Source organism: Pseudoalteromonas sp. R3 (assembly GCF_004014715.1).
Taxonomy (GTDB): Bacteria; Pseudomonadota; Gammaproteobacteria; order Enterobacterales; family Alteromonadaceae; genus Pseudoalteromonas.
In genome coordinates, this window is the sequence record NZ_CP034835.1 from 316,983 (window position 1) to 338,565 (window position 21,583).

Genomic DNA, 21,583 nt, shown 5'->3' on the forward strand with positions numbered 1-21,583 from the left:
AAGCACTTAAGTTTTAATTTATATATTTTGTTTTGGGAATTCGTCGTAGTAAGACGAACCTGAAGATACCGGAGAAAGAAAATGCCTAGAAGACGCGTAATAGGTCAACGTAAAATTCTTCCAGATCCGAAGTTCGGATCAGAGCTTCTTGCTAAATTCGTTAACGTAGTAATGCTTGACGGTAAGAAGTCTACTGCTGAAAAAATCGTATATGGTGCGCTAGACGTGGCTGCTGAAAAATCAGGCAAGTCGCACCTAGAAATCTTCGAGTCTGCACTTGATAACGTACGTCCACAGGTTGAGGTTAAATCTCGCCGTGTTGGTGGTTCTACGTACCAGGTACCAGTTGAAGTACGTCCAGTTCGTCGCAACGCACTAGGTATGCGTTGGTTGGTTGAAGCTGCACGTAAGCGTGGCGAGAAATCAATGGGCCTTCGTCTGGCTCAAGAGATGCTTGACGCTGCTGACAACAAAGGCACTGCGGTTAAGAAACGTGAAGACGTTCACCGTATGGCTGAAGCGAACAAAGCATTCGCTCACTACCGTTGGTAATCTGCCCGAGACCTTTAAGAGGATAATATGGCACGTACAACTCCTATTGAGCGCTACCGTAATATCGGGATCTGTGCTCACGTAGATGCGGGGAAAACCACCACTACGGAACGTGTACTTTATTACACGGGCCTGTCTCACAAAATCGGTGAGGTACATGATGGTGCCGCAACTATGGACTGGATGGAGCAGGAGCAGGAGCGTGGTATTACCATTACTTCTGCTGCGACCACGTGTTTCTGGAAAGGGATGGATGCTCAGTTTGATGAGCATCGCATAAACATCATCGATACTCCGGGACACGTAGACTTCACCATCGAAGTAGAACGTTCATTACGTGTACTAGATGGCGCTGTAGTCGTATTATGTGCTTCATCAGGTGTACAACCACAAACGGAAACCGTTTGGCGTCAGGCGAACAAGTACGAAGTACCTCGCATGATTTTCGTCAATAAAATGGACCGTACCGGCGCAGATTTTCTCGCCGTTGTGGATCAGGTGAAAAAGCGTCTTGGCGCTACGCCTGTGCCAATTCAGTTACCAATTGGTGCTGAAGATGAATTTAAAGGTGTTATTGATCTCATCAAGATGAAAGCCATCAACTGGAATGCTGAAGACCAGGGGATGACTTTCAACTATGAAGAGATCCCGGCAGAACTTCAGGAGCTGGCAGAGGAGTGGCGCGCAGAGCTACTCGAATCTGCTGCAGAAGCTTCTGAAGAGCTAATGGACAAATATCTTGAAGAAGGTGAACTGAACGAGGCCGAAATTAAGGCCGCGATCCGTCAGCGTACATTGAACAATGAAATTGTGCCAATGACCTGTGGTAGTGCGTTCAAAAACAAAGGTGTTCAGGCTGTGCTTGATGCCGTTGTCGAATACATGCCATCTCCAACTGAGGTTAAAGAGATCCAGGGTATCCTGGAAGATGAAAGCGAAGCAACGCGTCCTGCGGACGACAGCGCACCGTTTTCTGCTCTGGCGTTTAAGATCGCCACAGACCCTTTTGTTGGTACGCTTACCTTCTTCCGAGTTTATTCCGGCACAGTAGGTCAGGGTGACTCGGTTTATAACCCAGTTAAAGGCAAAAAAGAGCGCTTTGGACGTATCGTTCAGATGCACTCTAACTCGCGTGAAGAGATCAAAGAAGTTCGCGCCGGGGACATTGCTGCTGCAATTGGTCTCAAAGACGTTACCACAGGTGACACGCTTTGTGCCCATGATGCTGTTATCACACTAGAGCGTATGGAATTCCCTGAGCCTGTGATTTCAGTGGCAGTAGAGCCTAAGACCGTTGCTGACCAAGAAAAAATGGGTATCGCGCTGGGTAAACTGGCGGCGGAAGACCCGTCTTTCAGAGTTGAAACCGACGAAGAATCAGGCCAAACCATTATTTCAGGTATGGGTGAACTCCACCTGGATATCATCGTAGATCGCATGAAACGTGAATTCAGTGTTGAATGTAACGTAGGTAAGCCACAAGTGGCTTATCGTGAAACGATCCGCGGTTCGGTTGAAGCCGAAGGTAAATTCGTACGTCAGTCAGGCGGACGCGGCCAGTATGGTCACGTTTGGTTGAAGCTCGAGCCTATGGATGTTGCTGATGAAGACGCACCAATTTACGAATTCGTAAACGAAATCGTAGGTGGTACGGTTCCTAAGGAATACATTCCTGCGGTTGACAAAGGCATCCAGGAGCAGATGAAGCAAGGTGTTCTTGCGGGTTATCCTATGCTGGGTGTGAAAGCTACCTTGTTTGACGGCTCGTTCCACGATGTCGACTCAAATGAGATGGCGTTTAAGATTGCCGGCGCAATGGGCTTCAAGAAAGGCGCGCTAGATGCGCAGCCTGTGATTCTTGAGCCTGTTATGAAGGTAGAAGTCACCACCCCTGAAGCAAACATGGGTGATGTCGTTGGCGACCTTAACCGTCGTCGAGGCATAATCGAAGGTATGGAAGACTCGTTTGGTGGTCTGAAGCAAGTTAATGCTCAGGTGCCGCTGTCTGAAATGTTTGGTTATGCAACCGATCTTCGTTCTGCAACACAAGGTCGAGCTTCGTACTCAATGGAATTTTCCAAGTACGCAGAAGCGGCGAAAAACGTTGCTGACGCAATTATTGCAGCTCGCGCTGTTAAGTAATTTTAGTTCGGTCCGGTCTTAGGGCTGGACTTTAATTTCTTTATAGGAATTTTGAAAATGGCAAAAGAAAAGTTTGAACGTTCGAAACCGCACGTTAACGTTGGTACTATCGGCCACGTTGACCACGGTAAAACTACCCTAACTGCAGCAATCACTAACGTACTTGCAAAAGTATACGGTGGTGAAGCGAAAGACTTCGCATCAATCGATAACGCTCCAGAAGAGCGTGAGCGTGGTATCACAATCTCAACTTCACACGTTGAGTATGACACTCCAACTCGCCACTACGCGCACGTTGACTGTCCTGGACACGCTGACTACGTTAAAAACATGATCACTGGTGCTGCTCAGATGGACGGCGCGATCCTGGTAGTTGCTGCAACTGACGGTCCTATGCCTCAAACACGTGAGCACATCCTACTTTCTCGTCAGGTTGGTGTACCTTACATCATCGTATTCATGAACAAATGTGACATGGTTGACGACGAAGAGCTACTAGAGCTAGTAGAGATGGAAGTTCGTGAACTTCTTTCTGAGTACGACTTCCCAGGTGATGACCTGCCTCTAATCCAGGGTTCTGCTCTTAAAGCGCTTGAAGGCGAGAAAGAGTGGGAAGACAAGATCGTTGAGCTTGCAGAAGCACTAGATTCTTACATCCCAGAGCCAGAGCGTGACATCGATAAGCCGTTCATCATGCCTATCGAAGACGTATTCTCAATCCAGGGTCGTGGTACAGTTGTAACTGGCCGTGTTGAAGCTGGTATCATCAACGTGAACGACGAAGTTGAAATCGTAGGTATCAAAGAAACTACGAAGACAACTTGTACAGGTGTTGAAATGTTCCGTAAGCTGCTTGACGAAGGTCGTGCAGGTGAGAACATCGGTGCCCTTCTACGTGGTACTAAGCGTGACGAAGTTGAGCGTGGTCAGGTTCTTGCTAAGCCTGGTTCAATCACTCCGCACACTAAGTTCACTTCAGAAGTATACGTACTGTCTAAAGATGAAGGTGGTCGTCACACTCCATTCTTCAAAGGCTACCGTCCACAGTTCTACTTCCGTACAACTGACGTAACTGGTAACGTTGAGCTGCCAGAAGGCGTTGAAATGGTAATGCCTGGTGACAACATCAAGATGACTGTTGAGCTGATCTGCCCAATCGCGATGGACGAAGGTCTACGTTTCGCGATCCGTGAAGGTGGCCGTACAGTTGGTGCTGGTGTTGTTGCAACTATCGTTGAGTAATATCGACTTTAGTTAATGCAATAAGCATTGTAAAAAAGGTCACCTCGGTGGCCTTTTTTAATGCCTGAGTGAAAGTCATCATGTGAAGGCGGCATTCTCTACAAGGTAATGTTGGTGCTTGTAGCTATAATCGTAGAATAATCTACAGATTGCAGTAACACTGTGAAAAGGTCGTTTCCTTGTAAAAGGTGCGGCCTTTTTTAATGCCTGAAGTATGAGAATGGATAATTTAGTGTGGAAATACATCCATGTAGCCACGCCCATCGCGCATCCTTGCGCTCACCTCCTTATGCTGCGAAGCGGTGCTTCGTTCATTCGTCGCCCTTGCGCAAAGGAAATGTCAGTGCAAGCACTGTGTCATTATCCTTTGCACGATAGGTGGCGCCTTCCACAGGGTAATGTAGGTGCTAGTTGCAACTATCGTTGAGTAATATCGACTTTAGTTAATGCAATAAGCATTGTGAAAAAGGCCATTCTCTAATAAAGAGCGTGGTCTTTTTTAATGCCTGAAGTATGGCGATGGAAAATGCGGTGTGGAAGTACATCCATGTAGCGACGCCCATCGCGCATCCGTGCGCTCACCTCCTCATGCTGCGAAGCGGTGCTTCGGTCATTCGTCGCCCTTGCGCAAAGGAAATGTCAGTGCAAGCACTGTGTCATTATCCTTTGCACGATAGGTGGCGCCTTCCACAGGGTAATGTAGGTGCTAGTTGCAACTATCGTTGAGTAATATCGACTTTAGTTAATGCAATAAGCATTGTGAAAAAGGCCGTTCTCTAATAAAGAGTGTGGCCTTTTTTAATGTTTGCAATATGAGAGATAAGTACGGAGTTTTTCTAAAGTGGCTCATTCCACCTTCTTTAATGGGAAAATCTGCTCAAAAACATATCAAAAAACGTCTCTTTGATTGTATTTTGTCCAAACGCACTGTTTTTCTCACTTTTCTTCAAAAAAGGGGTTGCGCTGGGTTTCGATTTCCCTATAATGCGCATCCACCGACACGGGGCACAACGCTGAAAAGCAACGAGCCAAGTGAAGGGAAAGCCAAACGGAAAGCTTAATTAAGAAAAATTAAATTTTCTAGTTGACTTTAAAAGTGAAGCGGTTAATATGGCGCTCCACTTCGCAGCAAGGCTGCGGTAACTAACTAAGGTTAGTTACACCGGGTAACCGGATTATGTTCTTTAAAAATATGAAGCAATCATCTGTGTGGGCACTCGTACAGATTGAGTTCTAACAGCAGATTCTAGATCGCTAGATGACGCAAACAAATTTAGAGTCTCAATTGAGCTGAGTGACCAACGGAATAAACATAGTTTATTCAGCACAGTCAATTCGATACCGACAGGTATCAAAATCAGAATTCAATGAGCACGAAACTTCGGTTTCAAAAAACTTTTAATTGAAGAGTTTGATCATGGCTCAGATTGAACGCTGGCGGCAGGCCTAACACATGCAAGTCGAGCGGTAACATTTCTAGCTTGCTAGAAGATGACGAGCGGCGGACGGGTGAGTAATGCTTGGGAACATGCCTTTAGGTGGGGGACAACCATTGGAAACGATGGCTAATACCGCATAATGTCTACGGACCAAAGGGGGCTTCGGCTCTCGCCTTTAGATTGGCCCAAGTGGGATTAGCTAGTTGGTGAGGTAACGGCTCACCAAGGCGACGATCCCTAGCTGGTTTGAGAGGATGATCAGCCACACTGGAACTGAGACACGGTCCAGACTCCTACGGGAGGCAGCAGTGGGGAATATTGCACAATGGGCGCAAGCCTGATGCAGCCATGCCGCGTGTGTGAAGAAGGCCTTCGGGTTGTAAAGCACTTTCAGTCAGGAGGAAAGGTTAGTAGTTAATACCTGCTAGCTGTGACGTTACTGACAGAAGAAGCACCGGCTAACTCCGTGCCAGCAGCCGCGGTAATACGGAGGGTGCGAGCGTTAATCGGAATTACTGGGCGTAAAGCGTACGCAGGCGGTTTGTTAAGCGAGATGTGAAAGCCCCGGGCTTAACCTGGGAACTGCATTTCGAACTGGCAAACTAGAGTGTGATAGAGGGTGGTAGAATTTCAGGTGTAGCGGTGAAATGCGTAGAGATCTGAAGGAATACCGATGGCGAAGGCAGCCACCTGGGTCAACACTGACGCTCATGTACGAAAGCGTGGGGAGCAAACAGGATTAGATACCCTGGTAGTCCACGCCGTAAACGATGTCTACTAGGAGCTGGGGTCTTCGGACAACTTTTCCAAAGCTAACGCATTAAGTAGACCGCCTGGGGAGTACGGCCGCAAGGTTAAAACTCAAATGAATTGACGGGGGCCCGCACAAGCGGTGGAGCATGTGGTTTAATTCGATGCAACGCGAAGAACCTTACCTACACTTGACATACAGAGAACTTACCAGAGATGGTTTGGTGCCTTCGGGAACTCTGATACAGGTGCTGCATGGCTGTCGTCAGCTCGTGTTGTGAGATGTTGGGTTAAGTCCCGCAACGAGCGCAACCCTTATCCTTAGTTGCCAGCGATTCGGTCGGGAACTCTAAGGAGACTGCCGGTGATAAACCGGAGGAAGGTGGGGACGACGTCAAGTCATCATGGCCCTTACGTGTAGGGCTACACACGTGCTACAATGGCATATACAGAGTGCTGCGAACTAGCGATAGTAAGCGAATCACTTAAAGTATGTCGTAGTCCGGATTGGAGTCTGCAACTCGACTCCATGAAGTCGGAATCGCTAGTAATCGCGGATCAGAATGCCGCGGTGAATACGTTCCCGGGCCTTGTACACACCGCCCGTCACACCATGGGAGTGGGTTGCTCCAGAAGTGGATAGCTTAACCTTCGGGAGGGCGTTCACCACGGAGTGATTCATGACTGGGGTGAAGTCGTAACAAGGTAGCCCTAGGGGAACCTGGGGCTGGATCACCTCCTTATCGACTTAGAACTGATTTGTTCGAAGTGTCCACACAGATGATTGTTGCTTGGTGAGTTTACTTGCCGAGTGATATTGCTCTTTAAAAATTTGGAAAGCTGATATTAAATTCTCGGAATAACAATGAAAATTGTTGTTCTATAGAGTTTTCGAAAGAAAAATGCCGATTAATCAATTCTTTGTATAAAGAACGGATTAATTAGCGTCTACTTTAGTATTACTTAACTTCTGGCGAAGTTAAAACTGTCTTTGACACATACACCTCAAAGTAATAAACCACTTCGGGTTGTATGGTTAAGTGACTAAGCGTACACGGTGGATGCCTTGGCAGTTGGAGGCGATGAAGGACGTACTAACTTGCGATAAGCCTAGTCAAGCCAGTAAGAGGCGCTTGAGACTAGGATTTCCGAATGGGGAAACCCGGCCCTTTGGGTCATCGTTAACTGAATACATAGGTTAACGAGGCGAACGCGGAGAACTGAAACATCTAAGTACCCGTAGGAAAAGAAATCAACCGAGATTCCGAAAGTAGCGGCGAGCGAAATCGGATTAGCCCTTAAGCTTTAATGTAGTTAGTGGAACATTCTGGAAAGTATGACGATACAGGGTGACAGTCCCGTACACGACAACTTATTTAAAGTGAAATCGAGTAGGTCGGAGCACGTGAAACTTTGACTGAATATGGGGGGACCATCCTCCAAGGCTAAATACTCCCAACTGACCGATAGTGAACCAGTACCGTGAGGGAAAGGCGAAAAGAACCCCTGTGAGGGGAGTGAAATAGAACCTGAAACCGTGTACGTACAAGCAGTAGGAGCATACTTGTTATGTGACTGCGTACCTTTTGTATAATGGGTCAGCGACTTATATTCTGTAGCAAGGTTAACCATTTAGGGGAGCCGTAGCGAAAGCGAGTCTTAACTGGGCGCTTAAGTTGCAGGGTATAGACCCGAAACCCGGTGATCTAGCCATGGGCAGGTTGAAGGTCAGGTAACACTGACTGGAGGACCGAACCCACTAACGTTGAAAAGTTAGGGGATGACCTGTGGCTAGGAGTGAAAGGCTAATCAAACCGGGAGATAGCTGGTTCTCCCCGAAATCTATTTAGGTAGAGCCTCGGACGAATACTTACGGGGGTAGAGCACTGTTAAGGCTAGGGGGTCATCCCGACTTACCAACCCTTTGCAAACTCCGAATACCGTAAAGTACTATCCGGGAGACACACGGTGGGTGCTAACGTCCATCGTGGAGAGGGAAACAACCCAGACCGTCAGCTAAGGTCCCAAAGTGTATGTTAAGTGGGAAACGATGTGGGAAGGCTAAAACAGCTAGGAGGTTGGCTTAGAAGCAGCCATCCTTTAAAGAAAGCGTAATAGCTCACTAGTCGAGTCGGCCTGCGCGGAAGATGTAACGGGGCTAAACATACCACCGAAGCTACGGCTGCGAACTTAGTTCGCGGGGTAGGGGAGCGTTCTGTAAGTGGCTGAAGGTGTGCCGGGAGGCATGCTGGACATATCAGAAGTGCGAATGCTGACATGAGTAACGATAATGCGGGTGAAAAACCCGCACGCCGGAAGACCAAGGGTTCCTATCCCATGTTAATCAGGGTAGGGTGAGTCGACCCCTAAGGCGAGGCTGAAGAGCGTAGTCGATGGGAAACGGGTTAATATTCCCGTACTTGGTATAAATGCGATGGGGGGACGGAGCAGGCTAGGCAAGCATGGCGTTGGTTGTCCATGTGAAAGGCTGTAGGCTGGTGACTTAGGAAAATCCGGGTCGCTAAGGCTGAGAGTCGAGACGAGCCACTACGGTGGTGAAGTTGTTGATGCCCTACTTCCAGGAAAAGCCTCTAAGCTTCAGTTTATATCGAATCGTACCCTAAACCGACACAGGTGGTCAGGTAGAGAATACTAAGGCGCTTGAGAGAACTCGGGTGAAGGAACTAGGCAAAATTGTACCGTAACTTCGGGAGAAGGTACGCTCTTGTTTGTGAAGGACTTGCTCCGTAAGCAGACGAGAGCCGCAGTGACCAGGTGGCTGGGACTGTTTATTAAAAACACAGCACTGTGCAAAATCGTAAGATGACGTATACGGTGTGACACCTGCCCGGTGCCGGAAGGTTAATTGATGGGGTTAGCTTAGGCGAAGCTCTTGATCGAAGCCCCGGTAAACGGCGGCCGTAACTATAACGGTCCTAAGGTAGCGAAATTCCTTGTCGGGTAAGTTCCGACCTGCACGAATGGTGTAACCATGGCCACGCTGTCTCCACCCGAGACTCAGTGAAATTGAAATCGCAGTGAAGATGCTGTGTACCCGCGGCTAGACGGAAAGACCCCGTGAACCTTTACTACAGCTTGGCACTGAACATTGACCCTACATGTGTAGGATAGGTGGGAGGCTTTGAAGCAGGAACGCTAGTTTCTGTGGAGCCGACCTTGAAATACCACCCTTGTAGTGTTGATGTTCTAACTTAGGCCCCTAATCGGGGTTGAGGACAGTGCCTGGTGGGTAGTTTGACTGGGGCGGTCTCCTCCCAAAGAGTAACGGAGGAGCACGAAGGTTGGCTAAGTACGGTCGGACATCGTACGGTTAGTGTAATGGTAGAAGCCAGCTTAACTGCGAGACAGACACGTCGAGCAGGTACGAAAGTAGGTCATAGTGATCCGGTGGTTCTGAATGGAAGGGCCATCGCTCAACGGATAAAAGGTACTCCGGGGATAACAGGCTGATACCGCCCAAGAGTTCATATCGACGGCGGTGTTTGGCACCTCGATGTCGGCTCATCACATCCTGGGGCTGAAGTCGGTCCCAAGGGTATGGCTGTTCGCCATTTAAAGTGGTACGCGAGCTGGGTTTAGAACGTCGTGAGACAGTTCGGTCCCTATCTGCCGTGGGCGTTTGAGAATTGAGAGGGGCTGCTCCTAGTACGAGAGGACCGGAGTGGACGAACCGCTGGTGTTCGGGTTGTCATGCCAATGGCATTGCCCGGTAGCTACGTTCGGAATCGATAACCGCTGAAAGCATCTAAGCGGGAAGCGAGCCTCGAGATGAGTTCTCACTTTAACTTAGAGTTAACTGAAGGGCCGTTGAAGACTACAACGTTGATAGGCGAGATGTGGAAGTGGTGTGAGCCATTGAGCTAACTCGTACTAATTACCCGTGAGGCTTAACCATACAACGCCAAAGTGGTTTTGTTTGTTAGAAGTTAAGAAATAAAGTAGACGACAGAATTTAATACGCTTTTCCAGATTTTAGTGAGATGTTGATAAACGTCTTGCACAACAGTTTATGCTTGGTAACCATAGCGTTTTGGAACCACCTGACTCCATGCCGAACTCAGTAGTGAAACGAAATAGCGCCGATGATAGTGTGGGGTTTCCCATGTGAAAGTAGGACATTGCCAAGCTCCTAATTAGAGGTCGACGAAAGACATTCATCCATGAATATCATCGACATTCGTACCTCCTTGTACATCAAAGCCCGATTCGAAAGAGTTGGGCTTTTTTGCGTTTATGATTAAAATTAGCGTGGTAGGAGGCATTTTGGAACCACCTGACTGGAAGGCCAGCCCCGCCCATGCCGAACTCAGTAGTGAAACGAAATAGCCGAAGGGTCGGCCCCGGCCGATGATAGTGTGTGGGGCGGACGGCGAGTCTTTCCCATGTGAAAGTAGGACATCGCCAGGGCCTTATAAGTAGGTCGATGAAAGACATTCATCCATGAATATCATCGACATTAGTACTTCCATGTACGTCAAACCCGTTGCAGCAATGCAGCGGGTTTTTTGCTATGTGCGATTTAAAAAGGTGTCGATGAAGCTGTAGATAGAATAGCGTTGTCTATTCATCCATGAAGCTGGGTCCCATCGCGCATCTCGATAATTGCTCCTGCATTATTCTACTTCACCACATCCATATGGGTCCTTGCGCTCATCTCAGTGAGCTGCGAAGCGTTGCTTCGGTCTCATTTCGTCCATGTGAAAGTAGGGTGAAGGCGGATTATGGAAAGTGAACAATTTCACTTTCCACCGACTGAACGCTAAGGCCTCTGGCCGCCAACCGGACCATTGCCAAGCTCCTATCTAGAGGTCGACGAAAGACATTCATCCATGAATATCATCGACATTCGTACCTCCCTGTACATTAAAGCCCGATTCGAAAAAGTCGGGCTTTTTTTTGCGTTTGGATTTAAAAATATTTATGTTGAGAACGCTGACATTTCTTCATTCAAGCAGGTCTACATTACCGTCATCCTGCACTTGATGCGGGATCTACCAACAGACCACGCCGTACGTATGACAAATACACCGAAATAATACCAATTTGTTTAATTAAGTGTTCTATTTTGAGGCGAGAAAATAGGGTCGATAACAAGGCAAAAATTTTGCTATTTAGTTGTTCTAAATGAGAAATTTTTAACGCCGTTAGCGTCATATTTGCTCCTTCAAATAGAACAGGTATTAAGTGAAATTGGTATAAAACTACTCAACACCGAAAATTGGTTTAAGCAGCGTCCGCATTGCGTGCGGGATGGCGACTGAGTTGTTGGCAATTATCGTAGAGCAGGGAGAGCATGGAGCTGCTACTGGAAGGCCACATCGAATGTACGGCAAATACACCCGAGCGAGCCTGCTCAGCACTGAAAAGCTGGTTTAAACAGTTCCCGCATCGCGTGCGGGATGACAAAGGAGTTGTTGAAAACACTGTTCGTTCAGGCTGGCAGCTGAATCATTGACGGCGCACAATGAATGAGGAACAGGATTGTATCTAATAACCAACAGGTTTAAATGTATGACTGAAATTCCTTTACTGGTTAGCAACGATTAACCATTGCGAAAAAATGATAACTGTATATACTCACAGTAAATGCACTGTATGGAAAACCAGTTATATGCGACCACTTACAAAACGACAAGAACAAGTTTTTGAACTTATAAAAGTTTTCATTAAGGATACTGGCATGCCGCCGACTCGAGCAGAGATCGCGGATTCGCTTGGGTTCCGCAGTGCAAATGCTGCAGAAGAGCACTTGAAAGCATTAGCTAAAAAAGGCGTAATCGAAATGGTTCCTGGTGCAAGCCGAGGCATTCGTTTAGTTGAGGACGAGCCTGAGCAACTGGGTTTGCCTTTAATTGGTCGAGTCGCCGCAGGTGAGCCAATACTTGCACAAGAGCACATTGAAAGTCATTGTTCAGTCGACCCTGCGATGTTCCATCCTGCCGCAGACTACCTATTGAGAGTCAATGGTATGAGTATGAAAAACATTGGGATTATGGATGGTGATTTATTGGCAGTGCACCGTACTCAGGTTGTGAATAACGGACAGGTTGTCGTTGCTCGGGTTGAGGAAGATGTAACAGTTAAGCGCTTTGAGAAGCTAGGTAAAAAAGTATACTTGCATGCTGAAAATGAAGATTTCTCTCCTATTGAAGTGGATCTAGAGCAACAGAACTTCTCTGTCGAAGGCCTGGCCGTCGGCGTCATCCGCAGTGATATTTAAATATTTCCTATCGCCCGGCGCAATCAAGTCGGGCGAATTTTACGTCTTGTAAACACTTATACTCAGCCATCCCAAGTGCTGCAGCGTATGAGTGAATCCTAACAAACAGCTATTTTTCAGATATTTCCCTACCATAGAAATCAAAATCTGCGTCAGATAAAAACTTGCTAAACGGTTAAATTTTGACTAGTTGTTAAATGGTCGTGTAGTACTCATGGGATAACCCAAGTGAAATGACAGTCATCCGATAATAAGAACCGTTGCTTCTCACACTTGAAGCAATCGAGGGAGACGTCTAATGAAAATAGCCAAACTCATCACAATTGCGATGTGTTTACTTGTCAGTATGTTCACGTTTGCAAGTGACTATAATATGCGCACAGGCGTTACTGACATTAGCAATCAGGTATATCAATTACATATGACCATATTCTGGATCTGCTGTGTGATTGGACTGATTGTCTTTTCCGTCATGTTTTGGGCTCTGATCCATCATCGACGCTCTAAAGGTGCTGAACCTGCACAATTTCACGAAAGCACTAAAGTCGAGATCCTCTGGACAGCTATTCCGTTTTTAATTCTGGTTGCAATGGCGGTGCCTGCAACAAAAACATTAATTGCGATGGAAGATACCGATAAGGCCGACCTAACCATTAAAGTAACCGGCTCACAATGGAAGTGGCACTATGAGTATTTAGGCCATGACGTGGACTTTTATTCTCTTATGTCTACGCCGAGAGCACAGATTGATAATTTGCAGAGCAAAACAGAAAATTATTTGCTGGAGGTCGATAAACCTCTGGTCATTCCTACAGGCAAAAAAGTACGTTTTTTATTGACCTCTGATGATGTTATTCACTCCTGGTGGGTACCTGATTTTGCAGTTAAAAAGGACGCTAACCCAGGGTTTATTAACGAAGCCTGGACCAATGTGAATGAGCCCGGTACCTACCGTGGGCAGTGTGCTGAGTTGTGCGGTAAAGATCATGGTTTTATGCCTGTCGTTGTAGAAGCTAAACCTGAAGCTGAGTTTCAGGAGTGGCTTGCCAATGAAAAAGCACAAAGAGCACTAGCTGCTCAGCAAGAGGCTGCCTTGCTTGACCAAACGCTCAGTAAAGAAGAGCTTATGGCTACAGGGGAGCGTGTTTACATGGCCTATTGTGCGGCATGTCATCAACCTACTGGGCTCGGTCTTCAAGGTGTGTTTCCTGCATTAAAGGGGAGCGCCATGGTAACCGGGGATTTACAGGCACACATTGAAATTATTATGGAAGGACGTCCTGGCACAGCAATGCAAGCGTTTGCGAAGCAACTATCGTTAAAAGAAGTTGCGGGAGTTATCACTTTTAAAAGAAATAGCTGGGGGAATGATACCGGGGAAGTCATCCAGCCTAGTCAAATACAAGCCTACCTTGATGACAAACAGGAGGAAGCCAAATGACTTCGAGTACACAGCAGGCTGCTCTTGAACAAGAGCACGACTATGGTCACCACGGTCCAGCAACCGGAATTAAGCGTTGGCTTTTTACGACTAACCATAAAGATATAGGCTCTTTGTATTTACTCTTTTCTTTACTGATGTTCTTAATCGGCGGCGGTATGGCCATGGTCATTCGGGCTGAATTGTTTCAGCCAGGCTTGCAGCTTGTTGATCCACACTTTTTTAATCAAATGACCACAGTGCATGGTTTGATCATGGTGTTTGGTGCTGTCATGCCTGCCTTTACTGGCCTAGCAAACTGGATGGTACCTATGATGATAGGTGCACCCGATATGGCACTGCCACGCATGAATAACTGGAGCTTTTGGATATTACCTTTTGCTTTTCTTATTCTGCTCGCATCGTTGTTTATGGAAGGCGGCGGCCCTGCATTCGGGTGGACATTCTATGCGCCACTCTCCACGACTTATAGTAACGATAACACCGCATTATTTGTCTTTGCTGTTCATATTATGGGTGTTAGTTCCATCATGGGGGCAATTAATGTCATTGTGACTATAGTCAACATGCGCGCTCCGGGTATGACATGGATGAAGCTACCACTGTTTGTATGGACTTGGCTGATTACTGCTTTCCTGTTGATTGCGGTAATGCCTGTGCTTGCTGGTGCGGTGACTATGGTGCTGACAGATAAGTATTTTGGCACAAGCTTTTTTGATGCAGCAGGGGGAGGTGACCCTGTGATGTTTCAGCACATCTTTTGGTTCTTTGGTCACCCAGAAGTATACATTATGATTTTACCGGCCTTTGGCGTGATTTCGACTATAGTACCCACCTTTTCAAGAAAGAAGCTGTTTGGTTATGCTTCTATGGTATACGCGACCTCCTCCATTGCATTGTTGTCTTTTATTGTGTGGGCACACCACATGTTTACCACAGGGATGCCGTTGGCAGGTGAGCTCTTCTTTATGTATGCGACCATGCTTATTTCTGTGCCTACGGGTGTAAAGGTCTTCAATTGGGTGGCCACAATGTGGCGTGGCTCAATTAGTTTTGAAGTTCCCATGTTGTTTGCTATCGCATTTATCGTATTGTTTACGCTTGGCGGTTTCTCTGGATTGATGCTAGCGATTACCCCTGCTGATTTTCAGTATCATGATACCTATTTTGTGGTCGCTCATTTCCACTATGTGCTGGTGACTGGCGCGGTCTTCTCTATTATGGCTGCAGCTTATTATTGGTTACCCAAGTGGACCGGATATATGTATAGCGAGACGTTGGCAAAATGGCACTTTTGGTTGTCTCTTATCAGTGTAAATATCCTCTTTTTCCCTATGCACTTTGTCGGGTTGGCAGGGATGCCAAGGCGGATCCCGACTATGCTCTGCAGTTTGCGGATTTTAATGCTTTGATCAGTATCGGGGGTTTGCATTTGGCTTGTCACAACTACTGTTCGTGGCTGTGGTCTTTAAGTGTATCGCAGGTGGTCAGCGTGCGCCTGCTAAAGTATGGGATGGTGCAGAAGGGCTAGAGTGGGAGGTTGCCTCGCCAGCGCCTTACCACACTTTCAGTACCCCCCTGAGGTGAAGTGATGCATACCCCGTTGCTTAGAAAACTTGTGCTGTTGGTTTTGGGTATGTTTGCATTTGCATTTGCACTGGTACCGCTTTACGACGTGTTTTGCGATATAACCGGTTTGAATGGGAAAGTAGAGCTGACAGCAGCTGAAGCAAGCGAAGAGCAAGATTTGGCAAGACGAGTTGATGTCAGTTTCACGACCCACACCCAAGGGCAGGCACCTTTCAAAGTGAAAGCGGCGACTTATCAGGTAACGGTAACACCTGGCACGTTAACCGAAGTGAACTTCACAGCCGAAAATCTAAGTAGTGATGCTCGGATTATGCAGGCAATTCCTTCGGTTTCGCCCGGTATGGCAGCTAAGTATCTGCATAAACTCGCTTGTTTTTGCTTTGACCAGCAGAGTATGCAAGCTCGCCAAACAATGTCGTTTACGTTGCGCTTTTATGTAGATACTGAACTGCCCAATGACATTGCAGAGCTGACACTCGCATATACGCTCTATGACATCACAGACAGAAAAGCGGCCGCTCATGGCGAGCCGGCAATGAATCTCATAGATGGCACGGTAAGCGAAGACTATGCTCAGAGCATACAGGCCGCGGTGTATCAACAAATACGAGGAATAAGTCATGGCTAGTGGTTACGAAAAATACTATGTACCAGAGCAAAGCCCGTGGCCCATTGTGGGGGCAATTGCGCTGTTTGGTGTAGCCGTAGGAGGTGGGTTAACAGTAATGGAAAGTCCTGGTGGTCAGTTCATCTTGTATGCGGGAATTGGCCTGCTGTTGTTTATGCTGGCCGGGTGGTTTCGACACGTCATTCATGAGTCACAAGGAGGCTTATATTCGGCGCAAATGGACCGCTCTTTCCGTCAGGGCATGGCCTGGTTTATTTTTTCGGAAGTGATGTTTTTTGCTGCATTCTTTGGTGCTTTATTTTATGCCCGAATGTTTGCTGTTCCCTGGCTTGGTGGCGCAAGTAACAATGCTATGACGCACGAAATACTGTGGCCCAGCTTTGAGGCGATGTGGCCGCTATTGAGTACACCCAGTGGAGACACGACGCAGGCAATGGGCTGGCAGGGGTTACCACTTATAAACACCATCATCCTTTTGGTCTCTTCTGTTACTTTGCATTTTGCGCACAGTGCAATGGAGCAGGACCAAAGAAACAAAGTAAAAGTATTTTTGGGGCTGACCATTCTTTTGGGCTTTGGGTTCCTTGTACTTCAGGTAGAGGAATACATACATGCTTATCAGGATCTGGGATTAACACTAGATGCAGGGATTTACGGCAACACCTTCTTTATGCTCACAGGCTTTCACGGCATGCATGTCACGCTCGGTGCCATTATTTTAGCTGTGGTGTGGTTAAGGGTGATGAAAGGCCATTTCAGCGCACATAATCACTTTGCGTTCCAGGCGGGTGCGTGGTACTGGCATTTTGTGGATGTGGTTTGGCTGTGCTTGTTTGTGTTTGTGTATGTGTTATAGCGTTCGGGGCTGGATTGAAGTCGAGCCAGCCCAACCCTTTCGCAATGACAATAAGCAGTAACACGCTTGCCGAAAAAAATACCCTTTTACCGAGGAGACGAGACATAGATTCACCAGATTGATCCCCTTTGAGCATAATGATCAAAGCTCGAAACAGGTTATAAATGATGCTGAAAAGCAAAACAATAATAATTAACTTGAGTAGCATGGCATATGACGCAGATAAGTATAAGTAGAGCAAAGGTTAGCGCATATTGCACAATTTTGGCAGTGAGTGTCGTGGTATCTACATGCCTCGCCCTCTCTGTGTGGCAATGGCAAAGAGCAGCCCAGAAATCATACCTGATTGAGAAGCGACATAGCGACCAGGCACCACGTGAGTTTAATGCGATTGCTGATCTGCAAAACAAGGCGGCGCTCGAGGGAAAACAGTTTCGGATACGTGGATACTTTGACGAATCACGTTACTGGCTGCTAGACAACCAGATTGTCAACGGATCACCAGGCTATGACGTAGTGGCTTTGTTTCGCCCTGAATACCGCGATGAATGGCTGGTCGTTAATCTGGGATTCGTACCTGCGACACAAAGTCGTACGGTATTACCAGAAGTTGAGCTACCTGCTCTACAACAAACAATCGACGTTGAGTTCAAAATCGGTAAGTGGGCGGGATTTACTCTGGCAACTCAGCCCGATTTAAATGCAGCGCAGCCACAACTGCTCCAATATCTAGATCAAACATTTTTTGTTTCTCAGACGCAGCGCTCTATTTCGCCCATGCTCGCGTATGTTTCTCGCCCCGTTACTACGGCAATTCAACCTCATTATGAGGCGGTGGTGATGGGACCGGAAAAACATAGGGCCTATGCATTACAGTGGTTGTTACTGGCCGTTGCGGCGATGATCATTCCCTATTTTGCCTTTAAAAGGAAGCATGATGAGTAAGGTTCCAGGATTATTTTTAGCGTGTTGTATCATACCTTTGCTTGCTGCCTGGCTCGTACTCAGGTCAGGATGGCAACCAGACACGACGACCAATCAGGGGCGGTTTTTAGGTCAGGAAATCAGACTGAATGTACCAGAACAAGTGCACAAAGCTTGGTTTATTGCATTGAATCAACCAGGAGATTGTAATCAGGCATGTCTGGGTCAGTCAGAGTTAATGGACCAGCTAGTTGTTGCTTTGGGAAAGCATCGTCAGCAAGTTGGTCTCTTGTTGCTGGGCGAAGGTCAGAGCGAAGTGGCCAGTGTAATACCGGAAGCGCCAGTATTGTCACCGGGGGCGTTTTATTTGGTCGACAAGCGTGGTTTGGTCGTACTGGAATATTTGCCACAGCAGGACCAAACCGCAAATAGAGTATTGCTCAAAGGCCTGCTTAAAGATCTAAAAAAACTCTTGTCTTATGAACGAAGCAGTTCTGGAGGTGGTCAATGACGCAGGGATTTAAAAAGCTGGTTATGATGTCAGCGTTGCTCGCAGCACTGGTTGTATCTTTAGGTGCCTACACTCGACTCAGTAATGCAGGTCTGGGATGTCCGGACTGGCCAGGGTGTTATGGTTTTTTGACGGTGCCTAATGAAGCACATGAACTTAAATCGGCACAACAAAAGTTTCCCGATAGCGAAGTACACCAGAAGAAGGCCTGGATTGAAATGGTACACAGGTATTTTGCCGGTGGTTTAGGGTTAGTCGTTGCCGCGATTTTCATTTTAGCACTGCGTCACCCTAGCTATAGTAAAGGGATCAAAGGCTTGTCTACTGTGCTTGTTGTATTAATTATGTTTCAAGCGCTGCTGGGTATGTGGACTGTGACTATGAACTTACAGCCATTGATCGTAATGGGGCACTTGCTTGGCGGGTTTACCATACTCAGCCTGTTGACTCTGCTCTGGCTCAAAACCAATAAGCCGCCTGCCGTCACTATTGCGCATTTATCAGGCCTGAAAGTGATAGCGCTCTGTGTACTCGTAGTTTTGATAATACAAATCGCGCTGGGTGGATGGCTGGCAGCAAACTATGCTGCGCCGCACTGCCGTGGGTTGCCATTGTGTGAAAATGGCGAGTTGTTCTCGCTGAATAGCTTGTTTCAATTACCACATTCCTCTGCCAGCTATGAGTTTGGTGTGCTACCTTTTGAAACCCGTCTTTCCATACATCTGGTCCATCGGATCTGGGCCATGGTAACGCTAGTCGCCATTTTGTTTCTTTGCTGGAGGCTTTATGTGCGTATTCCAGATTTAAGTGTAAAGCCTGTTATTTTGCTCCCGGCTATTTTGGTATCGTGTCAGGTTCTTTTGGGTGGCGCAATTGTGCATTGGCAGTTCCCTCTGTTGTTGACTCTGTTCCATAACGTGATGGCTGCACTTTTATTACTGTCACTGGTTCGGGTGTGCTATTTACTTTTTTATCAATCCAGGGGGTAAGGTATGGCTATGAGCGTACAACAACTCGGGTCTGTTTTTCCTGATCTTTTTGCTGGTATGAAGCCTTACCTGGCGATTACCAAAGCCAAGGTGGTTTTGATGCTGGTGCTGACAGCCTGGGTGGGTCTTGCTCTTGCACCTGATTTAGGGCGTAGTTATGGCCAGCAATTAATGAGCTTAATATCAATTGGCCTGATCTCTGCGTCGGCAGCGGCCATCAATCATGTCGTTGACCGCAATAGAGACAGTAAAATGGCTCGAACACGACATCGGCCTCTTGCCATGCAGCAACTCTCTGTATCTAAAGCGCTGCTCTTTGCTGCCAGCCTGGCAACGACAGGGACCATAGGCCTGTTGTGGTTTAGCAATTGGTTGTGTGCGGTACTGACTTTGCTGGCGTTGCTTGGTTATGCCGTTGTGTATACTGTATTTCTCAAGCATATGACACCGCAAAATATTGTGATTGGTGGGCTTGCAGGTGCGTTACCGCCATTGCTCGGTTGGGTTAGCGAGACTGGGACTCTGGCAGCTGAACCCTGGCTGTTGGTTATGATTATTTTTGCCTGGACGCCGCCTCATTTTTGGGCGCTGGCGATTGCTCGCAAAGCGGATTATGCAAGAGCGGGGATCCCCATGCTACCCGTCACACATGGGATACAGTTTACTAAGCTATGCATGATCGTCTACACGCTGTTGTTATCCCTGGTATGTGTGTTGCCTTATTTGATTGGTATGGTGGGGCTTGTGTATCTGGCTTCGGCCTGCATCCTCAACGGGGTTTTTACATTTTTGGTTGTACGCCTGTATGTGGATCACACTGTGCAACAGGCCATGGGAGTTTTTCGTTTTTCTATCTGGTATTTACTGTTACTCTTTGTCTCATTATTCGTAGACAGAGCACTGGTATGAAAACCCTTTTTCCTCTTGTTTTAGTGCTGGCCGTGTTAAGTGGGTGTCACCCAGCACCGAAAGTATCAGAATTTGCCGTACATTATGAAGAGCCGCGGAAACTTAAGCCGTTCGTCCTGCAAGATCAACATGGTCAGGAGTTGACGGCTGAGCAGCTAACCGGACAATGGAGCTTGCTGTTTCTTGGATATACTCATTGTCCGGATATATGCCCTATGACCTTGGCTAAGCTCACAAATATCGCTGCAACGCTGGAGCCTGTCCAGGCCGTCAATGTCTGGTTTGTTGCTGTCGATCCACAACGTGATACTCAGGAAAAACGCAAACAGTATATCGACTATTTCAATCCCAGGTTTGTCGCAGCTTCTGCATCGCATAACGTTTTATTTCCATTTGTTCGTGACATTGGTTTGATCTATGCCATTAATAACAGTGATGAACCTGAATATTATGTTGATCATAGTGCATCCATTGCATTGATTAATCCAAAGGCACAGTTGGAGGCTATATTTAAACCAGAGTTCAAGGCTGGAGAAGTGCCTGTTATCAATGCCGAGAAACTCATAGAAGATTTTAAAGTAATCGTATCCAAGTATCATTAAACTGAGTAAAGTCACTGAATTTAATAATTAATTATTTCTTTTCCGTTATAAATATGGCAATTTCACGGTCACGGTCTAATCTATTCATATCAATAAGATTTGCAAGGAATGTGCAAGGCACATGATTAAACTCCCCTCAGAACTTGTGATAAACCAGGTTGAAGAGTTACATCAACAGTTGTTGCTTGAGCTCGAAGCTGGCCATGCCATTTCTTTAGACATTAGTGAAATACAGCATGCGGACACAGCTTCAATTCAGCTGTTGTGTGCGCTGCAAAAGTATTTGCTGGATATTGAGCAGCAGATCATGTGGGTAGGCGAAAGTGCTGCATTGTCTTTATCTGTTGAGAAACTAGGGTTAACCGAACTTTTATCTATCAGTAGTACGAATTAAGAGGTCATTATGAAAAAGATTTTAGCTGTGGATGATTCTGCTTCGATGCGTCAGATGGTTGGCTTTACATTGAAAAAAGCAGGCTTTGATGTGGTAGAAGCTAAGGATGGCAGTGAAGCACTCAGTTTGGCTAAGCAACAAGGGTTTGATGCTGTGATCTCAGATGTGAATATGCCTGTGATGGATGGTATTACATTAATACGAGAGCTGCGTAATCTGCCAGACTATAAATTCACGCCACTTCTGATGCTGACCACAGAGTCTGGGTTGGACAAAAAAAGTGAAGGTAAAGCAGCAGGTGCGACAGGATGGATAGTGAAACCATTTAATCCGGAACAACTACTGGCTGTACTGAAAAAAGTAATTCGTTAAC

General features: G+C 46.9%; 17 protein-coding genes, 3 rRNA genes and 1 pseudogene. 20 read left to right on the plus strand and 1 reads right to left on the minus strand.

Annotated features, from left to right (window positions below):
* The first annotated feature begins 81 nt into the window (after positions 1-81).
* The 13 genes and pseudogenes from rpsG (at position 82) to ELR70_RS06375 (ending at position 16,881) form a co-directional block, all read left to right on the plus strand.
* Positions 82-552 carry a 30S ribosomal protein S7 gene (gene rpsG, locus ELR70_RS06320; protein WP_046003850.1) on the plus strand — a complete coding sequence of 157 codons (471 nt, stop codon included), beginning with the start codon at positions 82-84 and terminating at the stop codon, positions 550-552.
* A 27-nt stretch (positions 553-579) separates the two neighbouring features.
* Complete coding sequence (gene fusA / locus ELR70_RS06325; RefSeq protein ID WP_054016908.1) at positions 580-2,694, plus strand: elongation factor G; 2,115 nt, start codon at positions 580-582, stop codon at positions 2,692-2,694.
* 57 nt (positions 2,695-2,751) lie between these two features.
* Positions 2,752-3,936, plus strand: coding sequence for an elongation factor Tu (gene tuf / locus ELR70_RS06330; RefSeq protein ID WP_054017727.1), 1,185 nt, complete (start codon positions 2,752-2,754; stop codon positions 3,934-3,936).
* A gap of 1,399 nt (positions 3,937-5,335) precedes the next feature.
* Positions 5,336-6,868 (plus strand): 16S ribosomal RNA (locus ELR70_RS06335).
* Between the two features lie 291 nt (positions 6,869-7,159).
* Positions 7,160-10,041 (plus strand): 23S ribosomal RNA (locus ELR70_RS06340).
* A gap of 117 nt (positions 10,042-10,158) precedes the next feature.
* Positions 10,159-10,273, plus strand: a 5S ribosomal RNA gene (gene rrf, locus ELR70_RS06345).
* Together the 16S, 23S and 5S rRNA genes form the textbook arrangement of a ribosomal RNA operon.
* A gap of 702 nt (positions 10,274-10,975) precedes the next feature.
* Positions 10,976-11,182: a hypothetical protein gene (locus ELR70_RS24785; RefSeq protein ID WP_054017507.1), complete on the plus strand. Its 207-nt coding sequence runs from the start codon at positions 10,976-10,978 to the stop codon at positions 11,180-11,182.
* Positions 11,183-11,439: 257 nt separating this feature from the next.
* Entirely contained in the window at positions 11,440-11,601 is a 162-nt protein-coding gene (locus tag ELR70_RS24790; protein ID WP_160317427.1) for a hypothetical protein, read from the plus strand.
* Positions 11,602-11,757: 156 nt separating this feature from the next.
* Complete coding sequence (lexA, locus tag ELR70_RS06355) at positions 11,758-12,366, plus strand: transcriptional repressor LexA (RefSeq protein WP_054017508.1); 609 nt, start codon at positions 11,758-11,760, stop codon at positions 12,364-12,366.
* Between the two features lie 328 nt (positions 12,367-12,694).
* Complete coding sequence (coxB, locus tag ELR70_RS06360; protein WP_235577155.1) at positions 12,695-13,807, plus strand: cytochrome c oxidase subunit II; 1,113 nt, start codon at positions 12,695-12,697, stop codon at positions 13,805-13,807.
* A pseudogene (ctaD, locus tag ELR70_RS06365) lies at positions 13,804-15,394 on the plus strand (cytochrome c oxidase subunit I). Before coxB ends, ctaD begins: the two are co-directional and overlap by 4 nt.
* A 1-nt stretch (position 15,395) precedes the next feature.
* Complete coding sequence (locus ELR70_RS06370; protein ID WP_082353383.1) at positions 15,396-16,025, plus strand: cytochrome c oxidase assembly protein; 630 nt, start codon at positions 15,396-15,398, stop codon at positions 16,023-16,025.
* Complete coding sequence (locus ELR70_RS06375) at positions 16,018-16,881, plus strand: cytochrome c oxidase subunit 3 (RefSeq protein WP_054017512.1); 864 nt, start codon at positions 16,018-16,020, stop codon at positions 16,879-16,881. Before ELR70_RS06370 ends, ELR70_RS06375 begins: the two co-directional genes overlap by 8 nt.
* On the opposite strand, the gene ELR70_RS06380 is transcribed toward ELR70_RS06375, so the two are convergent.
* The gene (locus ELR70_RS06380) at positions 16,781-17,089 is read right to left on the minus strand and encodes a DUF2909 domain-containing protein (protein WP_082353384.1); all 309 of its coding nucleotides are present in this window, start codon (positions 17,087-17,089) and stop codon (positions 16,781-16,783) included. The genes ELR70_RS06375 and ELR70_RS06380 overlap by 101 nt on opposite strands.
* A 71-nt stretch (positions 17,090-17,160) precedes the next feature.
* On the opposite strand from ELR70_RS06380, the gene ELR70_RS06385 reads away from it, so the two are divergent.
* The 7 genes from ELR70_RS06385 to ELR70_RS06415 all read left to right on the plus strand — a co-directional run bounded on the left by ELR70_RS06385 (position 17,161) and on the right by ELR70_RS06415 (position 21,582).
* Positions 17,161-17,826, plus strand: coding sequence for an SURF1 family protein (locus tag ELR70_RS06385; protein WP_160317428.1), 666 nt, complete (start codon positions 17,161-17,163; stop codon positions 17,824-17,826).
* Complete coding sequence (locus ELR70_RS06390; protein ID WP_054017514.1) at positions 17,819-18,316, plus strand: hypothetical protein; 498 nt, start codon at positions 17,819-17,821, stop codon at positions 18,314-18,316. The genes ELR70_RS06385 and ELR70_RS06390 overlap by 8 nt, the downstream gene beginning before the upstream one ends.
* Positions 18,313-19,305, plus strand: a complete 993-nt coding sequence (locus ELR70_RS06395) for a COX15/CtaA family protein (RefSeq protein WP_054017515.1) — start codon at positions 18,313-18,315, stop codon at positions 19,303-19,305. Before ELR70_RS06390 ends, ELR70_RS06395 begins: the two co-directional genes overlap by 4 nt.
* A gap of 3 nt (positions 19,306-19,308) precedes the next feature.
* A complete protein-coding gene (cyoE, locus tag ELR70_RS06400) occupies positions 19,309-20,214 on the plus strand; it encodes a heme o synthase (protein WP_054017516.1) in 906 nt (301 codons plus the stop codon).
* Positions 20,211-20,816, plus strand: a complete 606-nt coding sequence (locus tag ELR70_RS06405; RefSeq protein ID WP_054017517.1) for an SCO family protein — start codon at positions 20,211-20,213, stop codon at positions 20,814-20,816. The genes cyoE and ELR70_RS06405 overlap by 4 nt, the downstream gene beginning before the upstream one ends.
* Before the next feature lie 121 nt (positions 20,817-20,937).
* The gene (locus tag ELR70_RS06410; protein WP_054017518.1) at positions 20,938-21,210 is read left to right on the plus strand and encodes an STAS domain-containing protein; all 273 of its coding nucleotides are present in this window, start codon (positions 20,938-20,940) and stop codon (positions 21,208-21,210) included.
* 9 nt (positions 21,211-21,219) lie between these two features.
* The gene (locus tag ELR70_RS06415; RefSeq protein WP_054017519.1) at positions 21,220-21,582 is read left to right on the plus strand and encodes a response regulator; all 363 of its coding nucleotides are present in this window, start codon (positions 21,220-21,222) and stop codon (positions 21,580-21,582) included.
* Position 21,583 lies beyond the last annotated feature (1 nt).